Here is a 17,578-nt window from a genome sequence, read left to right on the forward strand (position 1 = left end):
CAGTTTGCGGTTTTCAAAAACGCCAACGACGAGTACGCCGGTCTTGGCGGCGTTGACAGAGGTTTTTGCGTCCAATGTTTTTATGCTAAAGTCCATCGCTTGTCCTTAGTTTGCTAGTTTTTGTTTGCATCAATCTACCTCTGCGATTATAAGCCCCGAATGATTTTTGAGCGCGCTCTTCGACGCGAATTGATGAGCACCGCCGGCGCAGTGTTCACAACGCTATTTACAATCACCCTCACCGTGATGCTGATCAAGATTCTCGGTCAGGCAGCCGGTGGGCAGGTGAGCTCGCAGGACGTGCTCGCGCTGATCGGTTTCCAGGCGCTGAACTACATGCCGGTGATCCTGATCCTGACCGGTTTCATCTCTGTACTGCTGGTGGTCACGCGCAGCTATCAGGATTCCGAAATGGTGGTGTGGTTCGCATCGGGCCTGAGCCTGACGCGTTGGATCAGGCCGGTGCTGCGCTTCGGCTGGCCGATCATCCTCCTGACCGCGGTGTTGAGTTTCGTCGCCACCCCTTGGGCCAACCAGCAAAGCGCGCAATTCCGCGAGCGCTTTGAAAAGCGCGAAGACATCGCGCGCGTCTCTCCCGGCAAGTTCCAGGAGTCCGCCACCGCCAACCGCATCTTCTTCGTCGAAGGCATTTCCGGTGACGCCAACAAGGTCAAGAACGTCTTCGTCAACACTTTCCGCGACGGCAAGAACAGTATCGTGGTCGCCAAGGAAGGCGAAATGGAAGTCGACAAGGACGGTGAAAAATTCGTCGTCATGAACAAGGGCCGCCGTTACGACGGCATGCCCACCCAACCCGATTTCCAGATGGTCGAATTCGAACGCTACGGCTTGCTGGTGGGCGGACAGTCGCAAGCCGCCGCCGGCGTTCAACCTAATTTTTTCAAAAACGCCAACGACGAGTACGCCGGTCTTGGCGGCGTTGACAGAGGTTTTTGCGTCCAATGTTTTTATGCTAAAGTCCATCGCTTGTCCTTAGTTTGCTAGTTTTTGTTTGCATCAATCTACCTCTGCGATTATAAGCCCCGAATGATTTTTGAGCGCGCTCTTCGACGCGAATTGATGAGCACCGCCGGCGCAGTGTTCACAACGCTATTTACAATCACCCTCACCGTGATGCTGATCAAGATTCTCGGTCAGGCAGCCGGTGGGCAGGTGAGCTCGCAGGACGTGCTCGCGCTGATCGGTTTCCAGGCGCTGAACTACATGCCGGTGATCCTGATCCTGACCGGTTTCATCTCTGTACTGCTGGTGGTCACGCGCAGCTATCAGGATTCCGAAATGGTGGTGTGGTTCGCATCGGGCCTGAGCCTGACGCGTTGGATCAGGCCGGTGCTGCGCTTCGGCTGGCCGATCATCCTCCTGACCGCGGTGTTGAGTTTCGTCGCCACCCCTTGGGCCAACCAGCAAAGCGCGCAATTCCGCGAGCGCTTTGAAAAGCGCGAAGACATCGCGCGCGTCTCTCCCGGCAAGTTCCAGGAGTCCGCCACCGCCAACCGCATCTTCTTCGTCGAAGGCATTTCCGGTGACGCCAACAAGGTCAAGAACGTCTTCGTCAACACTTTCCGCGACGGCAAGAACAGTATCGTGGTCGCCAAGGAAGGCGAAATGGAAGTCGACAAGGACGGTGAAAAATTCGTCGTCATGAACAAGGGCCGCCGTTACGACGGCATGCCCACCCAACCCGATTTCCAGATGGTCGAATTCGAACGCTACGGCTTGCTGGTGGGCGGACAGTCGCAAGCCGCCGCGCGCGCGCTGCAGACCTGGGACTTGCTGGCGCAGGACACCCAGTTCACCCGCGGTGAGCTGCTGTGGCGCATGGCCTTGCCGCTGATGGCCTCGACCCTGATGCTGCTGGCGATTCCGCTGTCCTTCGTCAATCCGCGTGTCGGCCGTTCGATGGGCTTGCTGGTCGCGTTGCTGCTGTTCGTCGTGTACAGCAACACGGTCAGCGTGATGCAATCATCCGTGATCCAGAACCGCACCTCGTTCCTGCTGGCCTGGTGGCCGGTACATCTGGTGGTGGCCTTGCTGGTGATCGGCCTGTTCTTCCTGCGGCTGAAGGTCAACAGCCACTATCATCCCGCAGTCATGTGGTCTCGCGTACGGCGTGCGCTTTTCTTGAAACGGCAAGCCTGATGAGAGTCCTGCAACGTTACATCACCACCGAGATCGTTCGTTCGGTTGCCTTCGCGCTGGCGGCCTTCCTCGCGCTGTTCGCCTTTTTTGAAATGATGGGGCAGCTGGAAGCAGTCGGCCGCAACGGCTATCAATTGCAGAACGCCGTGCTCTACGTGATCATGGGCTTGCCCGGCAACGTGTATGAACTGATGCCGATCGCCGTGCTGATCGGCACCATTTATGCGCTGGCGCAGTTCGCCGCGAGTTCTGAATTCACCATCATGCGCGTGTCCAGCATGTCGACGCGCATGACCGCCAAGGCGCTGGCCAAGATCGGCCTCGGCTTTGCCATCGTCACCATTCTGTTCGGCGAACTGGTGGCGCCCAAAGCCACCGAGCTGGGCGAGAAGATCAAGCTGCAGGCGCAGGGCTCCTCGCTGTCGCAGCAGTTCCGTTCCGGCTTGTGGGCCAAGGACGTCATCAAGAGCAATGGGCTGGAAGGGGACGTGATCGGTACGCGCTTCCTCAACATCCAGCGCATCCAGACCGACGGCGGCCTGGAAGGCGTGAAGATTTACGAGCTGGACAAGGACTTCCATCTCTCCGACCTGATCGTGGCTGCGCACGGCGATTACCAGGGCAACCACACCTGGCAACTGTCCGACGTACAGAAGACCACGTTCATCGTCGATAAGAAGGTCAGCGCGATCACTGCGCCGATCAGCACCGAGAAGATCAAGACCGTCAATTTCGTTTCCGAAGTCACGCCGGAAATCCTGTCGGTGCTGTTCGCCGATCCGGATCGCATGTCGGCCTACGATCTGCGTGCCTACACCAAGCATCTGGAAGCCAACAACCAGCGCACCGAGCGCTATGAAATTGCGTTCTGGAAGAAGATCGTCTACCCATTGTCGATCTTCGTGATGATGGGGCTGGCGCTGCCGTTCGCCTACCTGCATTTCCGTACCGGCGGCGTCAGCCTGAAGATATTTACCGGCATCATGATCGGCGTGAGCTTCCAGCTGATCAACAACCTGTTTTCGCATCTGGGCTTGCTCAACACCTGGCCGGCGCTGGTCACCGCGGCATTGCCGAGCACGCTGTTCATGCTCATGGCGCTGGTCGCCTTGCGCTGGGTCGAGCGGCGCTAGGTCATCACATCATGAAGAAATCGCTGATCCTCTTCGCGCATGGCGCGCGTGATCCCAACTGGGCCGAACCGTTCAAACGCTTGCGTGCAATGACGCAGGCGAACCTGCCGAACGTGGCGGTGGAGTTGGCTTTCCTGGAATTGATGACGCCGGACCTGCCGCAACTGGCGGCGCAACAGATCGCCGACGGCGCGCAGCAGGTCACGATCGTGCCGGTATTTTTGGGGCAGGGCGGACATGTCCGGCGCGATTTGCCGGTATTGATTGACCAGTTGCGCCGGGATCATCCCGGCGTGAATTTTCAGGTGGCCGCAGCGGCCGGTGAAGACGACGGCGTGCTGCAGGCGCTGGCGCAATACTGCATCAGCAGCTCTGGTAAATAACGCCGCTTCAGAATAAGCGTCCGCCGTTCGGCGTAGCCCGATCCGGCGCGAACAACACCACTTCCCCCTGTGCATCGGGGAATCCCAGCGTCAGCACTTCCGACATGAATTTGCCGATCTGACGCGGTGGAAAATTGACCACCGCCGCTACCTGTTTCCCCACCAGCTCATCCAGCCGGTAGAGCGCCGTGATCTGCGCACTGCTCTGCTTGATGCCGATGGTCGGGCCAAGGTCGATTTTCAGCTTGTAGGCCGGTTTGCGGGCTTCAGGGAAGGCCTCGGCGGAGATGATGGTGCCGATGCGGATATCCACCTTGAGAAAATCGTCGAAAGTGATCGGCGCCGCTGCGGGTGCGCCGGGGTCGTGTAGCAGGTGCATGGAGTGTGCTCAGAAATAGACAGGCGATGATCAGTCACGGCTTGCCAGCGCTTCGCCGATCATGACGAGCACCGGGCCGCTGCACTGGGCCAGGCCTTGTTCCAGCGTGCCGAGTTCGAGATCGAGGATGCGCTCGTTGTCGCGGCTGCAATTTTCCACCACCACCACCGGCGTCGTACGCGCATAGCCGAGCGACAGCAGACGTTGCGCCGTCGCGGCGGCTTCGCGGCCGCCCATGTATTGCACCAGCGTGTCGCCGTTGGGCATGATGAATTCGCTGGGTTCGTCGGGCGCGGTGCTGGAAGTGAACAGCGAGACGCTGCGGGCGATGCCGCGCTTGGTCAGGGGCCGCTGCGCGGATGACGCCGCCGCCAGCGCAGCGGTGATGCCGGGAACGATTTCGTAAGGAATGTTCTGGCTGTCGAGCGCGCGCAATTCTTCATCTGCGCGGCCGAACAGCATCGGGTCGCCGCCTTTCAGGCGCACGACAAGACGGTATTGGCGCGCGCATTCGATCAGGCGTTCATTGATGACTTGCTGGGCGGTGGAACGTTGGCCGCTGCGTTTGCCGACCGAGATCTTGACGGCTTGCGGGCACAGTTCCAGCATTTCTTCGGTGACCAGCGCATCGTGCAAGACGACGTCGGCCTGGGCAAGAAGACGCGCGCCGCGTACGGTAATGAGGTCGGCTGCGCCGGGACCGGCACCGATAAGATAGACCTTGCCCGCAGTGGGCGCGGCATCTGTGGCGGAAGCAGAGGAAGCAGAGGACGGCGGCAGATTGGCTGGGCTCATACGAAGAAATGAAAAAGATCGCAACCCGGCTGATGCCGGCTGCCGTGCGTTTCAGCCCGCTTGGATTATTTCATGCGGGCGAAACGGCACAGCAGCGATTATCAGGCATCCAGGCGGATCATGCCAGCGGCAACGGTCTGGTGCGTGACTTCGTCGATCAGGATGAAAGCGCCGGTAGCGCGGATCGCATCGTAGCCATCCACTGCAATGGCTTGCTGGACATTGATCGACACGCGGGCGATGTCGTTCAACTTGAGCGACTCGGCCGGATGGCGTTGCTGCGTGTTGATGTCGAGCAAGGTGTCGATCTTCGTCACGCGCGCCGCCACCTGTTTGGTGGTGTGCTTGAGCCAGTATTTGCGGCGCGGGTCGAGCGCATCTTCGGACAGCCAGCACAGGTCGGCGTCGATGGTCTTGAGCTGCGTCGGCGCCTGCTCGGCGGATGCCAGCATGTCGCCGCGCGAAATGTCCAGGTATTCGTCCAGCAGGATCGTCACCGACTGGCCGGCCGCGGCAGATTGCAGCGAACCGTCCAGCGTCAGGATGTCCTTGACGGTGGCGCTCTGGCCGCTCGGCTGCACCAGCAGCTTGTCGCCCTTGCTCACCTTGCCGGCTTCGATGCGGCCCATGTAGCCGCGGAAGTCGTTGGCTTCGTGGCCGTTGTGGCGCGCCACCAGCTGCACCGGGAAGCGGAACGGTTCTTCGTGGGCATCTTCGTACACCGACAGCGACTCCAGCAGCGCGATCAGCGTCGGGCCCTTGTACCACGACAGCTTCTCGCTGGCAGTCACGACGTTGTCGCCGGCCAGCGCCGACAACGGGATCGGACGCACGTCCTTCAGGCCCAGCTGCGCGGCGAACTTCTGATACGCGCCGACGATGCGGTCGTACACGGTCTGGTCGTAATCGACCAGATCCATCTTGTTGACCGCGACCACGATGTGCTGGATTTGCAGCAGGTGGGCGATGGTCGAGTGGCGCTTGGTCTGCGTCAGCAATTCCACGCTGCCATCGTCGCCAAGCTTGACCTTGGACACGTCGATCAGGATGATCACCGCGTCGGCAGTCGAGGCGCCGGTCACCATGTTGCGTGTGTATTGCTCGTGGCCCGGCGTGTCGGCGATGATGAACTTGCGCTTCGGCGTGGCGAAGTAGCGATACGCCACGTCGATGGTGATGCCTTGCTCGCGCTCGGCTTCGAGGCCGTCGGTGAGCAAGGACAAATCGATGGTGTCGCCCACGGTGCGCTTGTGCTTGGCGCGCGACATGGCGTCGAGCTGGTCGGCGAAGATGCCCTTGCTATCGAACAGCAGGCGGCCGATCAGGGTGCTCTTGCCATCGTCCACCGAACCGGCGGTGATGAAGCGCAGCAGGCCGCGTTCGTGCGAAGTTACGTTGAGGTCTTTTTCGGCAACAGCGGCATTCATCAGAAATATCCTTCTTTTTTACGTTTTTCCATCGACGCTTCGGAGGTCTGGTCATCCATGCGCGTCGCGCCGCGTTCGGTAATTTGCGTGACGGCGGTTTCGGCGATGATGGCGTCCACGGTAGTCGCATCGGAGGCCACCGGGCAGGTGCATGAAATGTCGCCCACGGTGCGGAAGCGCACCACGCGGTTCTCGACGGTTTCGCCGTCCTTGGCCGGCGTCAGGTCGGTCAGCGGCACCAGCAGGCCGTTGCGCGGGATCACCTGGCGTTCATGCGCAAAATAGATCGGCGGCAGCGCCAGCTTTTCGCGGGCGATGTATTGCCAGACGTCGAGTTCGGTCCAGTTGGAGATCGGGAACACGCGCATGTTTTCGCCCGGATGCACGCGGGTGTTGTACAGGTCCCAGAGTTCGGGGCGTTGCGCTTTCGGATTCCATTGGCCGAACTCGTCGCGGAAGGAAAAGATGCGTTCCTTGGCGCGCGCCTTTTCTTCATCGCGACGGGCGCCGCCGATACAGGCGTCGAACTTGAATTCGGCGATGGTTTCCAGCAGCGTCACGGCTTGCGCTGCATTGCGCGAATCGGTCAGCGGATTGCGCAGGCGCACGGTGCCGCGCTTGATCGAGTCTTCCACCGAGCGCACCACCAGCTTTTCGCCGAGTTCGGCGGCGCGCCGGTCGCGGAAGGAAATCACTTCCGGGAAGTTGTGGCCGGTATCGATGTGCACCAGCGGGAACGGGAACTTGCCCGGACGGAACGCCTTCTCGGCGATGCGCAGCAGCACCACGGAATCTTTGCCGCCCGAGAACAGCAGGGCCGGGTTGCTGCACTCGGCCGCGACCTCGCGCATGATGTGGATGGCTTCGGATTCCAGCCAGTCGAGGTGACGGCTGCTGGCGTTGTCCAAGAAAAGTTGTTCAACTGCTGTGTTCATGCGATGACCTTTGGTTCAAGTCGGATGTAAAACGGATATCGGAATATCGGAATATCGAGTACGGCGATGCCGGCAATGCCGTGCATCGGCATGGTGTTTGTTGTAGAGAATCAGGCCGGCGCGGTCTGCGATTTGATGCGGATCAGCTTGCCGTCCACCACATGCAGGCCGCACTCCTTGGAGTCGGGGTTTTCCCACCACCAGCGGCCGGCGCGTACGTCTTCTCCCGGCTCGATGGCGCGGGTACAGGGCTCGCAGCCGATCGAGGGATAGCCCTGGTCGTGCAGCGGGTTGTACGGCACTTGGTTGTCGCGGATGTATTGCCAGACGTCTTCTTCCGACCAGTCGGCCAGCGGATTGAACTTGGCCATGCCGTGCGCCGGATCGTCTTCCTGCACGTCGAGCGTGGCGCGCGTGACCGACTGTGCGCGGCGTTGGCCGGTGATCCAGGATTTGTTGCCGGCCAGCGCACGGTTGAGCGGCTCGATCTTGCGGATGCGGCAGCATTCCTTGCGCATGTCGACGCTGTCGTAGAAGGCATTGAGGCCGTTCTGCGCAACGTATTGTTCGACGGCGGCAGGTTCCGGGCGATACGGCGTGACGTCGTAATCGTAGGTTTCCTTGATGCGATCGAGCATGCCCAGCGTCTCTTTGTGCAGACGGCCGGTTTCCAGCGTGAAGATGCCGATCTTGTCCTGCAGCTTGCCGCGCAGGATGAGGTCGGTCAGCACCATGTCCTCCGCCGCCATGCTGGAGGCGAACACGGCAGGCGTGTAGTCGGCGGCGATCTTTTCCAGCGTGGCGCGCGTAGCTTCGATGAGCGCTTGCAAAGCTTGTTCGGACATGGCGTTACTTCCTTTTTCCCTGATCGTGATGATGCTTAATCGCGGGTGGCAACCGTCTCGCGTTTGGCGCGACGGAACAGCGGGTTCTTCTCATCCCACGAGGTCTGGTACTTTTCCGAAAAATCGGTCAGGCCCTTCAATGCATCGTGGATGTTCTTGTCGGCGCGCACGGCGAAGGCGTTGAAGCCGACGCGCTGCATGTAGAACAGCTGGTCGCGCAGCACGTCGCCGATGGCGCGCAGTTCGCCGGTGTAGCCGAGGCGGGCGCGCAGATTGTAGGCGATCGAATAGCCGCGGCCGTCGGCGAACTTGGGGAAGTCCACGGCGATGACCTTGAATGGTTGCAGATCGTCCTTCAACGCTTCCGGACGCTCGTCGCTGGCGAACCAGACGCCGAGTTCCGGGCGGCCCTGCAGGTTGCCGCGTTGCGCCTGCCATACCTTCAGCGGCACGATGATCTTGCCTTCCGGGACGGCGACGCCTTCCGGTGTTTCACCTTCGTTCAGGCGCAGTACGGTCCAGTCATCGCTGATGACGACTTTGTCCTTGATGATGTGGGCGGTATTAGGCACAGACGTCTTCTCCGGTTACATGACCTGCTTTGATCGGGCTTGCATAGACGAAGTCCTTGAACGGCGTGACGCCGATGCGGCGCACGGTGTCGATGAAGCGTTCGTCTTCGATGCGTTGTTTGACATACACCTGCAACAGGCGATCGATCACGGTCGGCATCTGGTGCGCCGAGAACGACGGGCCGATGATCTTGCCGATGCTGGAGGTATTGCCTTGCGCGCCGCCCAGCGACACCTGGTACCACTCGGCGCCGTCCTTGTCGACGCCCAGGATGCCGATGTTGCCGACATGGTGGTGGCCGCAGGCGTTGATGCAACCCGAGATGTTCAGTTCGATGTCGCCGATGTCATGCTGGAAGTCGATGTTGTCGAAGCGTTCCGCGATGGCTTGTGCGATCGGGATCGACTTGGCGTTGGCCAGCGAGCAGAAGTCGCCGCCGGGGCAGCAGATGATATCGGTCAGCAGGCCGATGTTCGGCGTCGCCAGGCCGTGCGCCCTGGCTTCTTTCCACAGCGCGTACAATTCGCTTTTCTTGACGTCGGCCAGCACCAGGTTCTGCTCGTGCGTGACGCGCAATTCGGAGAAGCTGTAACGGTCGGCCAGGTCGGCGACGAAGTCGAGCTGGTCGGCGGTGATGTCGCCCGGCGGCACGCCGGTTTTCTTCAGCGACAGGATCGCGGCTGCATAGCCGGGCACTTTGTGTTCCTTGACGTTGCGCTTGATCCAGTTGGCGAAGCCCTTGTCTTCGGCCTTGAGGCGTTCGTATTCGGCGTCGGTAGCCGGCAGGGTTTCATACGCAGGCTCGGTGAAGTAGTTCGCCACGCGCTGCAGTTCTTCTTCGGTCAGCGTCGACGGGCCGTCCTTGATGTCCTGCCATTCGGCTTCAACCTGGCGCGCGAACTCTTCAGGGCCGATGGCCTTGACCAGGATCTTGATGCGCGCCTTGTAGATGTTGTCGCGGCGGCCGTACTGGTTGTACACGCGCAGGATCGCTTCCAGGTAAGACATCGCGTGCTTCCATGGCAGGAAGTCGCGGATCTGGCTGCCGAGGATGGGCGTACGGCCCATGCCGCCGCCGACCAGCACGCGGAAACCGACTTCGCCGGCGTCGTTCTTGATCACATGCAGGCCGATGTCATGCACGGCGGTCGCAGCGCGGTCCTGCTCGGAACCGCTGATGGCGATCTTGAACTTGCGCGGCAGGTAAGCGAACTCGGGGTGGAAGGTGCTCCACTCGCGGATCAGTTCTGCGTAGGGACGCGGATCCACGATCTCGTCGGCGGCAACGCCGGCCAGTTCGTCCGAGGTGGTGTTGCGGATGCAGTTGCCGGAAGTCTGGATGGCGTGCATTTCGACCGTGGCCAGTTCAGCCAGGATGTCCGGCGATTCTTCCAGCTTGATCCAGTTGAACTGGATGTTCTGGCGCGTGGTGAAGTGACCGTAGCCGCGATCGTATTTGCGCGCGATGTGGGCAAACATGCGGACCTGGCGCGATGCCAGCAGACCGTAGGGAACCGCGATGCGCAGCATGTAGGCATGGCGCTGCAGGTACAGGCCGTTCTGCAGGCGCAGGATGCGGAATTCGTCCTCGATCAGTTCATCGGAAAGGCGGCGGCGGACCTGGTCGCGGTACTGGGCAACGCGCTCTTTGACGATCAGGTGATCGTATTGGTCATAACGGTACATCTTGTCATCCCTGTTAACGTCTTGCAGAAGTCTTTCATGGAGACTTCATGTGATAAAAAACAGCCTACCAAATCAGCTTCAAGGCAACGCTCGTCAGCGTAATCGCCAGCAGGCCACGCAGAAATTTCTCCGGCACCGCACGCGCGGCGAGGGAGCCGATGGTGATGCCCGGCACCGAACCCAGCAGCAACGCGCCGAGCAGGCTCCAGTCGATTGAACCCAGCCACCAGTGACCGAACGCCGCAATCGCCGTCAACGGCACCGCATAAGCGATGTCGGTGCCGGCGACTTCCGCGGGCGACAGGCGCGGGTACAACAGCACCAGCAGCGTGGCCCCGACCGCACCGGCGCCGATCGAAGAGATCGTCACCAGCGCACCCAGCACGGCGCCTGCCAGAATGGTCGCCCGCGCCAGCTTGAGGCCTTGCAGCTGGCGCTCGGGATGGGCATTCAACCAATCCTGAAGTTTACTCTTAAACAGCAAAGCGATCACCGTGAGGAAAACGGAGATAGCGATGGAATAACGGATGACGAGGCTGATGCCGTCGCTGACTGCGCCGAAATGCTTGAGCAGCAGCGTCGTGACAATCGCCGCGGGCAGGGCGCCGTAGCACAGACGGCGCACGATATCCCAGCGTACGGTACCCTTGAAGCGATGCGCGAACGTGCCGGCCGTCTTCGTCGCCGAAGCAAAGGCCAGGTCGGTGCCGACCGCCACGCTGGGGTGGATGCCGAACAGCAGCGTCAGTAAGGGAGTCATCAGCGAGCCGCCGCCGACACCGGTCAATCCGACCAGCACACCGACAGCAAATCCGCTGACTACATAAGAAACAGTCATAACACCTCGTCTATAACAGGTCGAATCGTAATAAACTTAGGCCTCAAACCAAACTACATACTATTTATTTGCTTATATGCACATTCGGCATATACAAATTCATTTGCTGAGCATATCGAAGGACAGTCCATGAATCTGCATCAGTTCCGCTTCGTCAGGGAAGCGGTCAGGCAAAACTACAATCTGACTGAAGCCGCCAAAGCGTTGTTCACCTCGCAACCCGGCGTCTCGAAAGCGATCATCGAGCTGGAAGAAGAACTCGGCGTCGACATCTTTACCCGTCACGGCAAACGCATCCGCGGACTGACCGAGCCGGGCCGCGCGCGGTGTTGCGCTCGGTCGAGCTGATCATGCAGGAAGTCGACGGCCTCAAGCGCATCGGCAAGGAGTTCGCCGCCCACGACAGCGGCAGCTTCACCATCGCCACCACGCACACCCAGGCGCGCTATTCGCTGCCGAAGGTGGTGCAGGCCTTCACGCAAAAGTATCCCAAGGTCAGGTTGTCATTGCTGCAAGGCAATCCCAAGCAGATTACCGAAATGGTGCGCAACGACCAGGCCGACATTGCCATCGCCACCGAAGCGCTGGCTTCGGGCGAAGGACTTGTCTCTTTGCCATGTTATCAATGGGAACATGTGATGGTGGTGCCGCCCGAGCACCCCTTGCTGAAATCCAAAAACCTGTCGCTGGAAGAAATCGCCGGTTATCCGCTGATCACTTACGACGCCGCCTTCAGCGGCCGCAGCAAGATCGACCACGCGTTCTCGCTGCGCGACCTGAAACCGGACATCGTGCTTGAAGCCATCGACGCCGACGTCATCAAGACCTACGTCGAGCTGGGCATGGGCGTGGGCATCATCGCAGGAATGGCCTTCGATGCCGACCGCGACCGCGGCCTGCGTTCGCTCCCGGCCGGCCATCTGTTCGGCACCAACGTCTCCCGCGTGGCGCTCAAGCAGGGCGCTTACTTGCGCAGCTATGTCTATACCTTCATCGAATTGCTGGCGCCGACGCTCAACCGCAAGTTGATCGGGCAGGTCATGGAAGGCGAGAAGGACATGTACGAACTCTGACTTGCCCGCGGGCAGCTGGATCCAACTATCTGAATAATCGGAACTGAAGCAATGATGTCGATGCTTGCCGGCCTGCATGGCCATACTCTCCGCCGGGCGCGCCGGCTGTGGCTGCAATACGGGATTCTGTGGCTGGGCGCCGTGCTGGTGGGCCTGGTGGCGGTGATGTACGCCTGGCTGATCGATTTCGGTTTTGAGATGTTCAGCGCCATGCAGCGCGATCACGTTTGGCTGCCGCTGGTCCTTACGCCGGCCATGAGCGCCCTGTGCGTGTGGTTGACGCGCCGTTTTTTTCCGGGGGCGGAGGGTAGCGGGATTCCCCAGGTGATTGCCTCTCTGGCAGAGGAGAACGATCGCGGAACTCCGCGTCCCTCTCGTGCGCCCGCGTTGCTGACGCTGAAAATCCTCGGCGGCAAGATCGGCATCTCCTTCCTCGGCATTCTGGGCGGCTTCACCATCGGCCGCGAAGGACCGACGGTGCATGTCGGCGCCGCGCTGATGTACAACATGCGGCGTTTCTATCCGCGTCCCAGCGCCATCCTCGAACGACGCCTTATCCTGGCCGGCGCCGCAGCCGGTTTGTCGGCCGCCTTCAACACACCGCTGGCCGGCATCGTCTTCGCGATCGAAGAACTGTCGCGCAGCTTCGAGCAGCGCGCCAGCGGTATCGTCATCACCACCATCATCTTCGCCGGTATCGTTGCACTCGGCCTGAACGGCAACTACACCTATTTCGGCACCATCAATGCCGGCAATGACAGCGCGCGTGAATTGATCGTTGCGGTCGTCGTCAGCGGCATCCTGATGGGCGTGGCCGGCGGTATCTTTTGCTGGCTGCTGCTCAATACCCACAAGTGGATTCCGGCGCCGTTGCGCACCTTGCGTGCCGAGCGTCCAGTGGTGTTCGGCGCATTGTGCGGCCTGGTCGTGGCGATCGTCGGCGTATGCGCGGGCGGCGTGACTTTCGGCAGCGGCTATGCCGAAGCCAAGGGTTTACTGAGCGGTCAGACGCAATTGTCGGCGTGGTATCCCGTGGCCAAGATGGCCTCGATGGTGGGCTCTTACCTGCCGGGGATTCCGGGCGGCATCTTCGCACCGTCGCTGTCGATCGGCGCCGGCTTTGGCAATTTGCTGCACATGGTGTTCGAACACACCTCGCTGTCGATGCTGATCGCCCTGGCGATGGTGGGTTACCTGGCGGCGGTGACGCAATCGCCGATCACCGCCTTCGTGATCGTGATGGAGATGATCAACGGGCATGCGCTGGTGATTTCGTTGATGGCGACGGCCTTGCTGGCCAGTCGCGTCTCCCGTTTCTTTGCGCCGCCGCTGTATGAGGCGCTGTCGGAACGTTATGCACCGGCGCCGCAGCATCATTGAGTCGTGTCCGATAGCGTTACCGCATGGCGTAAAAAAAGCTGAGACCGCGAACGGCCTCAGCTTTTTTCATTTTTTCTTTCCGGTTTTCTGCTCAGACTTGTGCGACGGCCTTGGCAGCGGAACGGCAGCCTTCCAGCAGGAAGGAGAGGCCGACCACCAGCACCAGTTCACCTTCAGCAGAGCGTGCAGTACCGGTAATGCCATTGGTCTGGATCGCGGTCAACGGTTTGATCACCAGGTCGGCAGTGCCTTCTACGGCGCCGACGCTGAGGATGTAGGGGTGTGGCACCGCCATGACGATACCGACACGTTCGTTGCCCGGTTCATAGCCAAGTACGCCGGCCAGCGAGTGCACCGGCAATGGACGACCTTGATCGCGCAACACCGGCGCGCCGCCGACTTCGTCGAACTCGGCCGGCAATTCCACCACGCGTTCCACCACCGCCATCGGCAAGGCCAGCGCTGCACCGGCGGTGCGCACCAGCATGGTCGGGATGATCGACAATTCGATCGGCAGACGGATTGAGAAACGCGTACCGACGCCCAGCGTCGAATCGATGCGGATGGTGCCGCGGTGTTTTTCCACCGCCGTCTTCACCACGTCCATGCCGACGCCGCGGCCGGACACGCTTGATGCCACTTCCTTGGTCGAGAAGCCCGGCAGGAACACCAGTTGCAGCGCTTCGTCGTGGCTTTGCGCTTCGTGTTCGCCGATGAGTCCCTTGCCGATTGCCTTCTTGCGCAGGAAATCGGGATCCATGCCCTTGCCGTCGTCGAAGATTTCAATCATGACGCTGCTGGCTTCTTGCCATGCCTTGAGCGAAATGGTTGCCTTGTTCGGTTTGCCGGCGGCGCCGCGATCGGTTTCGATGCCGTGGTCGAGCGAGTTGCGCAGCATGTGGACCAGCGGATCGTAGAGGCTGTCCACGACCACACGGTCGACTTCGGTTTCGGCGCCGGAAATCGCCAGGTCGACGTCCTTGCCCAGGTCCTTGGCGAGTTCGCGTACCAGACGCGGGAATTTCTGGAACAGGCGGCCGACCGGTTGCATGCGTGTCGACAACGTGGCGCGTTGCAGTTCGCTGGAATAGCGCGACGCGCGCCCGAGGGTTTCGGCCAGCGTCGACATCAGCGAAGCGGCGGTGCCTTCGAACTTGAACTGTTGCAATTTTTCCAGCAGTACGGCGGCCTGGTTGGCGGCCTGCACCGATTCGCCGGCAACTTCCAGCAGCGCATCGAGCTTGCCGGCATCGATACGGATGCTTTCTTCCTTGGCGTTGCCGGGTTGATTGTCAGTGGCGCGACGTGCTTGTACGGGGGCCGCAGCCGGCTTCGGCGTCGGCGTCGCGGACGGCAGCGACTTCGGATGGCCGGAGCTGCTTTCCGCTTCCGCAGGCGCAGCTTGAACAGGTGCGGCAGCAACTGGCGCTACCTCGCCGGTACCGCCGGAAACAGCCTGATACAAGGCGTTCCAGTCGAGCGAGCCATCAGCGCCGAGCACGCTGGCGCCGCCCAGCGGCGTGACGGATGCCTTGCCGGTGCGCAGCGCGTCGAACAGGTTTTCCGTCAAGTGACAGGCCGATACCATGGCCGGCAAATTGACGAAACCCGCACCGCCCTTGATGGTGTGGAAGGCGCGGAAAACCGCGTTCAGAATTTCCAGATCGTCAGGATGCCGTTCAAGAGTCAGTAGATGCTCTTCAACGCTAGTCGCGAGGTCCAAGGCCTCAACGACAAAATCCTTGAGCATTTCATCATCCATTAGAACCCCAGGTTAGCGAGTAAGTCATCCACATCGGTCTGGCCCATGGCCGTGCCAGGCGAGGCAGGGCCATTCATCAGGGAAACCGGCTTTTCGGCTTCGATCTGCGCGCGCACCTCGGGCGGCGCATTGTCGCGCAGCAACTGCGCCAGCTCGCGCTCGGCGGTGGTGGTGATGCCCACGATCTTCTTGATCAGCTGGCCGGTGATGTCCTGGAAATCCTGAGCCATCATGATTTCCAGCATGCGGGCCTTTTCGACCTCGGTGGCTTCGATGACGGCGGAAGAGAATTTCTTGGAATCGTTGGCCAGGTTCTTGAATTCGTCGATGTTCATCTGGCCGGCGAACAGGCGCGCCCAGCGGTCATCGATGTCTTTGGCCTTGCTGGCGAGGGCGTCCTGGGCTGGCATGCCGGCGTCGATCGAATTGAGCACCTTGTTGGCGGCTTGTTCGGTCAGCGTGGCAACGTGCTCCAGGCGCCCCTGGGCGTCGCCGATCTGCGAAGCGACGTCCGACAGAGAGCGATCGTAGCCGAGTTCGCGCATGGAATCGTGCAGCAGACGGACGATGCCGCCCAGACGTTCGTACATGGGTTTGTCGGACTGGTCTTCGAGCGGATCTTCGGTTGCGCCCGAGGGGGCCGGAGCTGCCGGTGCAGCTGCTGCAACCGAAGCCGGCAGGGTTTGCGCCGAAATCTCATCGAATAGTGCCTCTAAATCAACGTCGTCACTCATGATCTTGGTATCTCCATACAAATTTGATGCGTTATTTGCTTCCGCCGCGAGGCAGGTAATCTGTCACAACTGAATTACAAGGTTCGACGAGATGGTTCAGTGATAGGAAGCTCCTGTTGCTGTAAGTGCGCGGCAGCGGCCGCCGGATATCCATTGCATATCGGCAACAAATAAAAAATCTGTAGAGAGCTTGCCCCTGTTTTTGCCTGATCCTCCGGAGTGTGTCCCGGCAGAGACGGACTTCCGCTATTTGTTGAATGGATTATAAGTCCCTGTCAAGCGGCTCCATCGGCTAAAAAGCGATGAAAATTCCCCATTTAAATGGCGTTATGGCGATCCTGTTGATCTTCGGGCAATCATAATGCAAGCCCGCTTCGTTTGTCACGGACGATTGCCGCTTGTGGCGTTGGCGCATACAATTGCGCCGTTTTGGTGCTCGCCGGCATGCTCGTGCCGGCAGTTAAACGGGAAGCACGGCGCGGTCGTCACGCAAGTCTGTACGTCCGCCAACGTGCGCTGCCCCCGCAACGGTAAGCAAGCGTCGTTTCTTGTCGAAACGGCAACCTGCCGACCTCGCCACTGTGATCGCTGCGCAGCTTGTTTGCGACGCGTCATGGGAAGGCGCGGCGGGTCCGCTTGTAGCCCGGATACCGGCCACGACAGGGGAAGGCGTAGCTTTCCATTTCAATCCGGCTTGCGGGGAGGCAGGCGCGGAGATCATTGCAAACGAACATCATGACATTCACCGTTCCATCCCGCCGCACCGCGATTGCCTGCGCTTTCGTTGCCTTTCCGCTTGCCTGCTCCGCGGCACAAGCCGCCGGCGATCAAAACCTTACCCCGGTCCTTGTGACCGCCTCGCGCTTTCCGAACGACCCGGCGTTTCCACCCGTGGGCGCGACCGTGATCGGTGCAGAAGACATCCGCAACGCCGGCATCGACAATGTCAACGAGGCAATTCGCAAACTGGGCGGCGTGTACGGTCGCCAGAGCCTGGCAGGTCCGGGCGACTTCGCGCTCGACATGCGCGGCTTCGGCAGCAACGGAGATCAGAACATGGTGATCTTGATCAATGGCGTGCGTCTGTCTGAAAACGAATTGTCGACCGCCTTGCTGTCATCGGTGCCGATCGATTCCGTCGAGCGCATTGAAATCGTGCGCGGCGGCAGCAGTGTGCTGTATGGCGACGGCGCCACCGGCGGCACCATCCAGATCATCACCAAACGTCCGGCTGCGGACGCGGTTCATGGCAGCGTGGTCGGCGAAGTAGGCAATTACGGTTTGCGCAGCGGTCGCGCCAGTGTCGCCAAAGGCTGGGACGGCTTCGCATTGAATGCGGCGTATAGCAAGCAGCACGCCGACAATTATCGCGACAACAATGCTTCCAATCAGGAGAATTTCAGCGGCACGGCGCAGTGGTTTTCCAATGAAGGCCGGTTCGGCCTGCGGGTCGATCTGGCGCGCGCCGGCATGCT

Annotated in this window: 15 protein-coding genes, 2 pseudogenes and 1 riboswitch; of the genes and pseudogenes, 7 read left to right on the plus strand and 10 right to left on the minus strand. The window is 60.6% G+C overall.

Annotated elements, in window-relative coordinates; genetic code table 11:
* Positions 1 to 159: 159 nt before the first annotated feature.
* From lptF (HLUSI_RS30545) to HLUSI_RS0124335, 4 genes and pseudogenes are all read left to right on the plus strand, one after another.
* Positions 160 to 885: pseudogene (gene lptF / locus HLUSI_RS30545) on the plus strand (LPS export ABC transporter permease LptF); the annotation flags it as partial.
* 162 nt (positions 886 to 1,047) lie between these two features.
* A complete protein-coding gene (gene lptF / locus HLUSI_RS0124325) occupies positions 1,048 to 2,160 on the plus strand; it encodes an LPS export ABC transporter permease LptF (RefSeq protein WP_029363980.1) in 1,113 nt (370 codons plus the stop codon).
* On the plus strand, positions 2,160 to 3,293 hold the full coding sequence (lptG, locus tag HLUSI_RS0124330) for an LPS export ABC transporter permease LptG (RefSeq protein WP_016836414.1): 1,134 nt from the start codon (positions 2,160 to 2,162) through the stop codon (positions 3,291 to 3,293). Before lptF (HLUSI_RS0124325) ends, lptG begins: the two co-directional genes overlap by 1 nt.
* An 11-nt stretch (positions 3,294 to 3,304) precedes the next feature.
* On the plus strand, positions 3,305 to 3,676 hold the full coding sequence (locus HLUSI_RS0124335; RefSeq protein ID WP_016836415.1) for a sirohydrochlorin chelatase: 372 nt from the start codon (positions 3,305 to 3,307) through the stop codon (positions 3,674 to 3,676).
* Positions 3,677 to 3,683: 7 nt separating this feature from the next.
* Here the strand turns inward: HLUSI_RS0124335 and HLUSI_RS0124340 are convergent, their stop codons facing one another.
* The 8 genes from HLUSI_RS0124340 to HLUSI_RS0124375 all read right to left on the minus strand — a co-directional run bounded on the left by HLUSI_RS0124340 (position 3,684) and on the right by HLUSI_RS0124375 (position 11,154).
* Entirely contained in the window at positions 3,684 to 4,055 is a 372-nt protein-coding gene (locus tag HLUSI_RS0124340) for a tRNA-binding protein (RefSeq protein ID WP_016836416.1), read from the minus strand.
* Positions 4,056 to 4,085: 30 nt separating this feature from the next.
* Entirely contained in the window at positions 4,086 to 4,850 is a 765-nt protein-coding gene (gene cobA / locus HLUSI_RS0124345; protein WP_016836417.1) for a uroporphyrinogen-III C-methyltransferase, read from the minus strand.
* Positions 4,851 to 4,951: 101 nt separating this feature from the next.
* Positions 4,952 to 6,277 carry a sulfate adenylyltransferase subunit 1 gene (locus HLUSI_RS0124350; RefSeq protein ID WP_016836418.1) on the minus strand — a complete coding sequence of 442 codons (1,326 nt, stop codon included), beginning with the start codon at positions 6,275 to 6,277 and terminating at the stop codon, positions 4,952 to 4,954.
* Positions 6,277 to 7,212, minus strand: coding sequence for a sulfate adenylyltransferase subunit CysD (cysD, locus tag HLUSI_RS0124355; RefSeq protein ID WP_016836419.1), 936 nt, complete (start codon positions 7,210 to 7,212; stop codon positions 6,277 to 6,279). The genes HLUSI_RS0124350 and cysD overlap by 1 nt, the downstream gene beginning before the upstream one ends.
* A gap of 110 nt (positions 7,213 to 7,322) precedes the next feature.
* A complete protein-coding gene (locus HLUSI_RS0124360) occupies positions 7,323 to 8,057 on the minus strand; it encodes a phosphoadenylyl-sulfate reductase (RefSeq protein WP_016836420.1) in 735 nt (244 codons plus the stop codon).
* 35 nt (positions 8,058 to 8,092) lie between these two features.
* Positions 8,093 to 8,629, minus strand: a complete 537-nt coding sequence (locus HLUSI_RS0124365) for a DUF934 domain-containing protein (RefSeq protein ID WP_016836421.1) — start codon at positions 8,627 to 8,629, stop codon at positions 8,093 to 8,095.
* Positions 8,622 to 10,316: a nitrite/sulfite reductase gene (locus HLUSI_RS0124370; protein WP_016836422.1), complete on the minus strand. Its 1,695-nt coding sequence runs from the start codon at positions 10,314 to 10,316 to the stop codon at positions 8,622 to 8,624. The genes HLUSI_RS0124365 and HLUSI_RS0124370 overlap by 8 nt, the downstream gene beginning before the upstream one ends.
* 64 nt (positions 10,317 to 10,380) lie before the next feature.
* Positions 10,381 to 11,154 (minus strand): sulfite exporter TauE/SafE family protein, encoded by a 774-nt coding sequence (locus HLUSI_RS0124375; RefSeq protein WP_029363981.1) that lies wholly within the window; start codon positions 11,152 to 11,154, stop codon positions 10,381 to 10,383.
* A gap of 129 nt (positions 11,155 to 11,283) precedes the next feature.
* Between HLUSI_RS0124375 and HLUSI_RS30550 the strand changes: the two are divergent.
* Together HLUSI_RS30550 and HLUSI_RS0124385 are read left to right on the plus strand one after the other, a co-directional pair.
* Positions 11,284 to 12,227 (plus strand): annotated as a pseudogene (locus tag HLUSI_RS30550) (CysB family HTH-type transcriptional regulator).
* A gap of 51 nt (positions 12,228 to 12,278) precedes the next feature.
* Complete coding sequence (locus tag HLUSI_RS0124385; protein ID WP_016836424.1) at positions 12,279 to 13,607, plus strand: chloride channel protein; 1,329 nt, start codon at positions 12,279 to 12,281, stop codon at positions 13,605 to 13,607.
* 91 nt (positions 13,608 to 13,698) lie between these two features.
* Here HLUSI_RS0124385 and HLUSI_RS0124390 read toward each other — a convergent pair whose 3' ends face one another.
* Both HLUSI_RS0124390 and HLUSI_RS0124395 read right to left on the minus strand, forming a co-directional pair.
* Positions 13,699 to 15,369, minus strand: a complete 1,671-nt coding sequence (locus tag HLUSI_RS0124390; protein WP_016836425.1) for a chemotaxis protein CheA — start codon at positions 15,367 to 15,369, stop codon at positions 13,699 to 13,701.
* Positions 15,369 to 16,103, minus strand: a complete 735-nt coding sequence (locus tag HLUSI_RS0124395; protein ID WP_016836426.1) for a protein phosphatase CheZ — start codon at positions 16,101 to 16,103, stop codon at positions 15,369 to 15,371. Before HLUSI_RS0124395 ends, HLUSI_RS0124390 begins: the two co-directional genes overlap by 1 nt.
* A gap of 413 nt (positions 16,104 to 16,516) precedes the next feature.
* Positions 16,517 to 16,776: riboswitch (cobalamin riboswitch) on the plus strand.
* 62 nt (positions 16,777 to 16,838) lie between these two features.
* Here HLUSI_RS0124395 and HLUSI_RS0124400 point away from each other — a divergent pair.
* Positions 16,839 to 17,578 (plus strand): TonB-dependent receptor plug domain-containing protein (locus HLUSI_RS0124400; RefSeq protein ID WP_157138001.1); only part of this gene is annotated, 740 nt, incomplete at its 3' end.

This window comes from Herbaspirillum lusitanum P6-12 (assembly GCF_000256565.1).
GTDB lineage: Bacteria > Pseudomonadota > Gammaproteobacteria > Burkholderiales > Burkholderiaceae_D > Herbaspirillum > Herbaspirillum lusitanum.

Excerpts from the sequence above, each read along its gene's own strand:
- lptF (WP_029363980.1), top strand. The coding sequence starts at position 1,048 with ATGATTTTTGAGCGCGCTCTTCGACGCGAATTGATGAGCACCGCCGGC.
- lptG (WP_016836414.1), top strand. The coding sequence starts at position 2,160 with ATGAGAGTCCTGCAACGTTACATCACCACCGAGATCGTTCGTTCGGTT.
- HLUSI_RS0124335 (WP_016836415.1), top strand. The coding sequence starts at position 3,305 with ATGAAGAAATCGCTGATCCTCTTCGCGCATGGCGCGCGTGATCCCAAC.
- HLUSI_RS0124340 (WP_016836416.1), bottom strand. The coding sequence starts at position 4,055 with ATGCACCTGCTACACGACCCCGGCGCACCCGCAGCGGCGCCGATCACT.
- cobA (WP_016836417.1), bottom strand. The coding sequence starts at position 4,850 with ATGAGCCCAGCCAATCTGCCGCCGTCCTCTGCTTCCTCTGCTTCCGCC.
- HLUSI_RS0124350 (WP_016836418.1), bottom strand. The coding sequence starts at position 6,277 with ATGAATGCCGCTGTTGCCGAAAAAGACCTCAACGTAACTTCGCACGAA.
- cysD (WP_016836419.1), bottom strand. The coding sequence starts at position 7,212 with ATGAACACAGCAGTTGAACAACTTTTCTTGGACAACGCCAGCAGCCGT.
- HLUSI_RS0124360 (WP_016836420.1), bottom strand. The coding sequence starts at position 8,057 with ATGTCCGAACAAGCTTTGCAAGCGCTCATCGAAGCTACGCGCGCCACG.
- HLUSI_RS0124370 (WP_016836422.1), bottom strand. The coding sequence starts at position 10,316 with ATGTACCGTTATGACCAATACGATCACCTGATCGTCAAAGAGCGCGTT.
- HLUSI_RS0124375 (WP_029363981.1), bottom strand. The coding sequence starts at position 11,154 with ATGACTGTTTCTTATGTAGTCAGCGGATTTGCTGTCGGTGTGCTGGTC.
- HLUSI_RS0124385 (WP_016836424.1), top strand. The coding sequence starts at position 12,279 with ATGATGTCGATGCTTGCCGGCCTGCATGGCCATACTCTCCGCCGGGCG.
- HLUSI_RS0124390 (WP_016836425.1), bottom strand. The coding sequence starts at position 15,369 with ATGGATGATGAAATGCTCAAGGATTTTGTCGTTGAGGCCTTGGACCTC.
- HLUSI_RS0124395 (WP_016836426.1), bottom strand. The coding sequence starts at position 16,103 with ATGAGTGACGACGTTGATTTAGAGGCACTATTCGATGAGATTTCGGCG.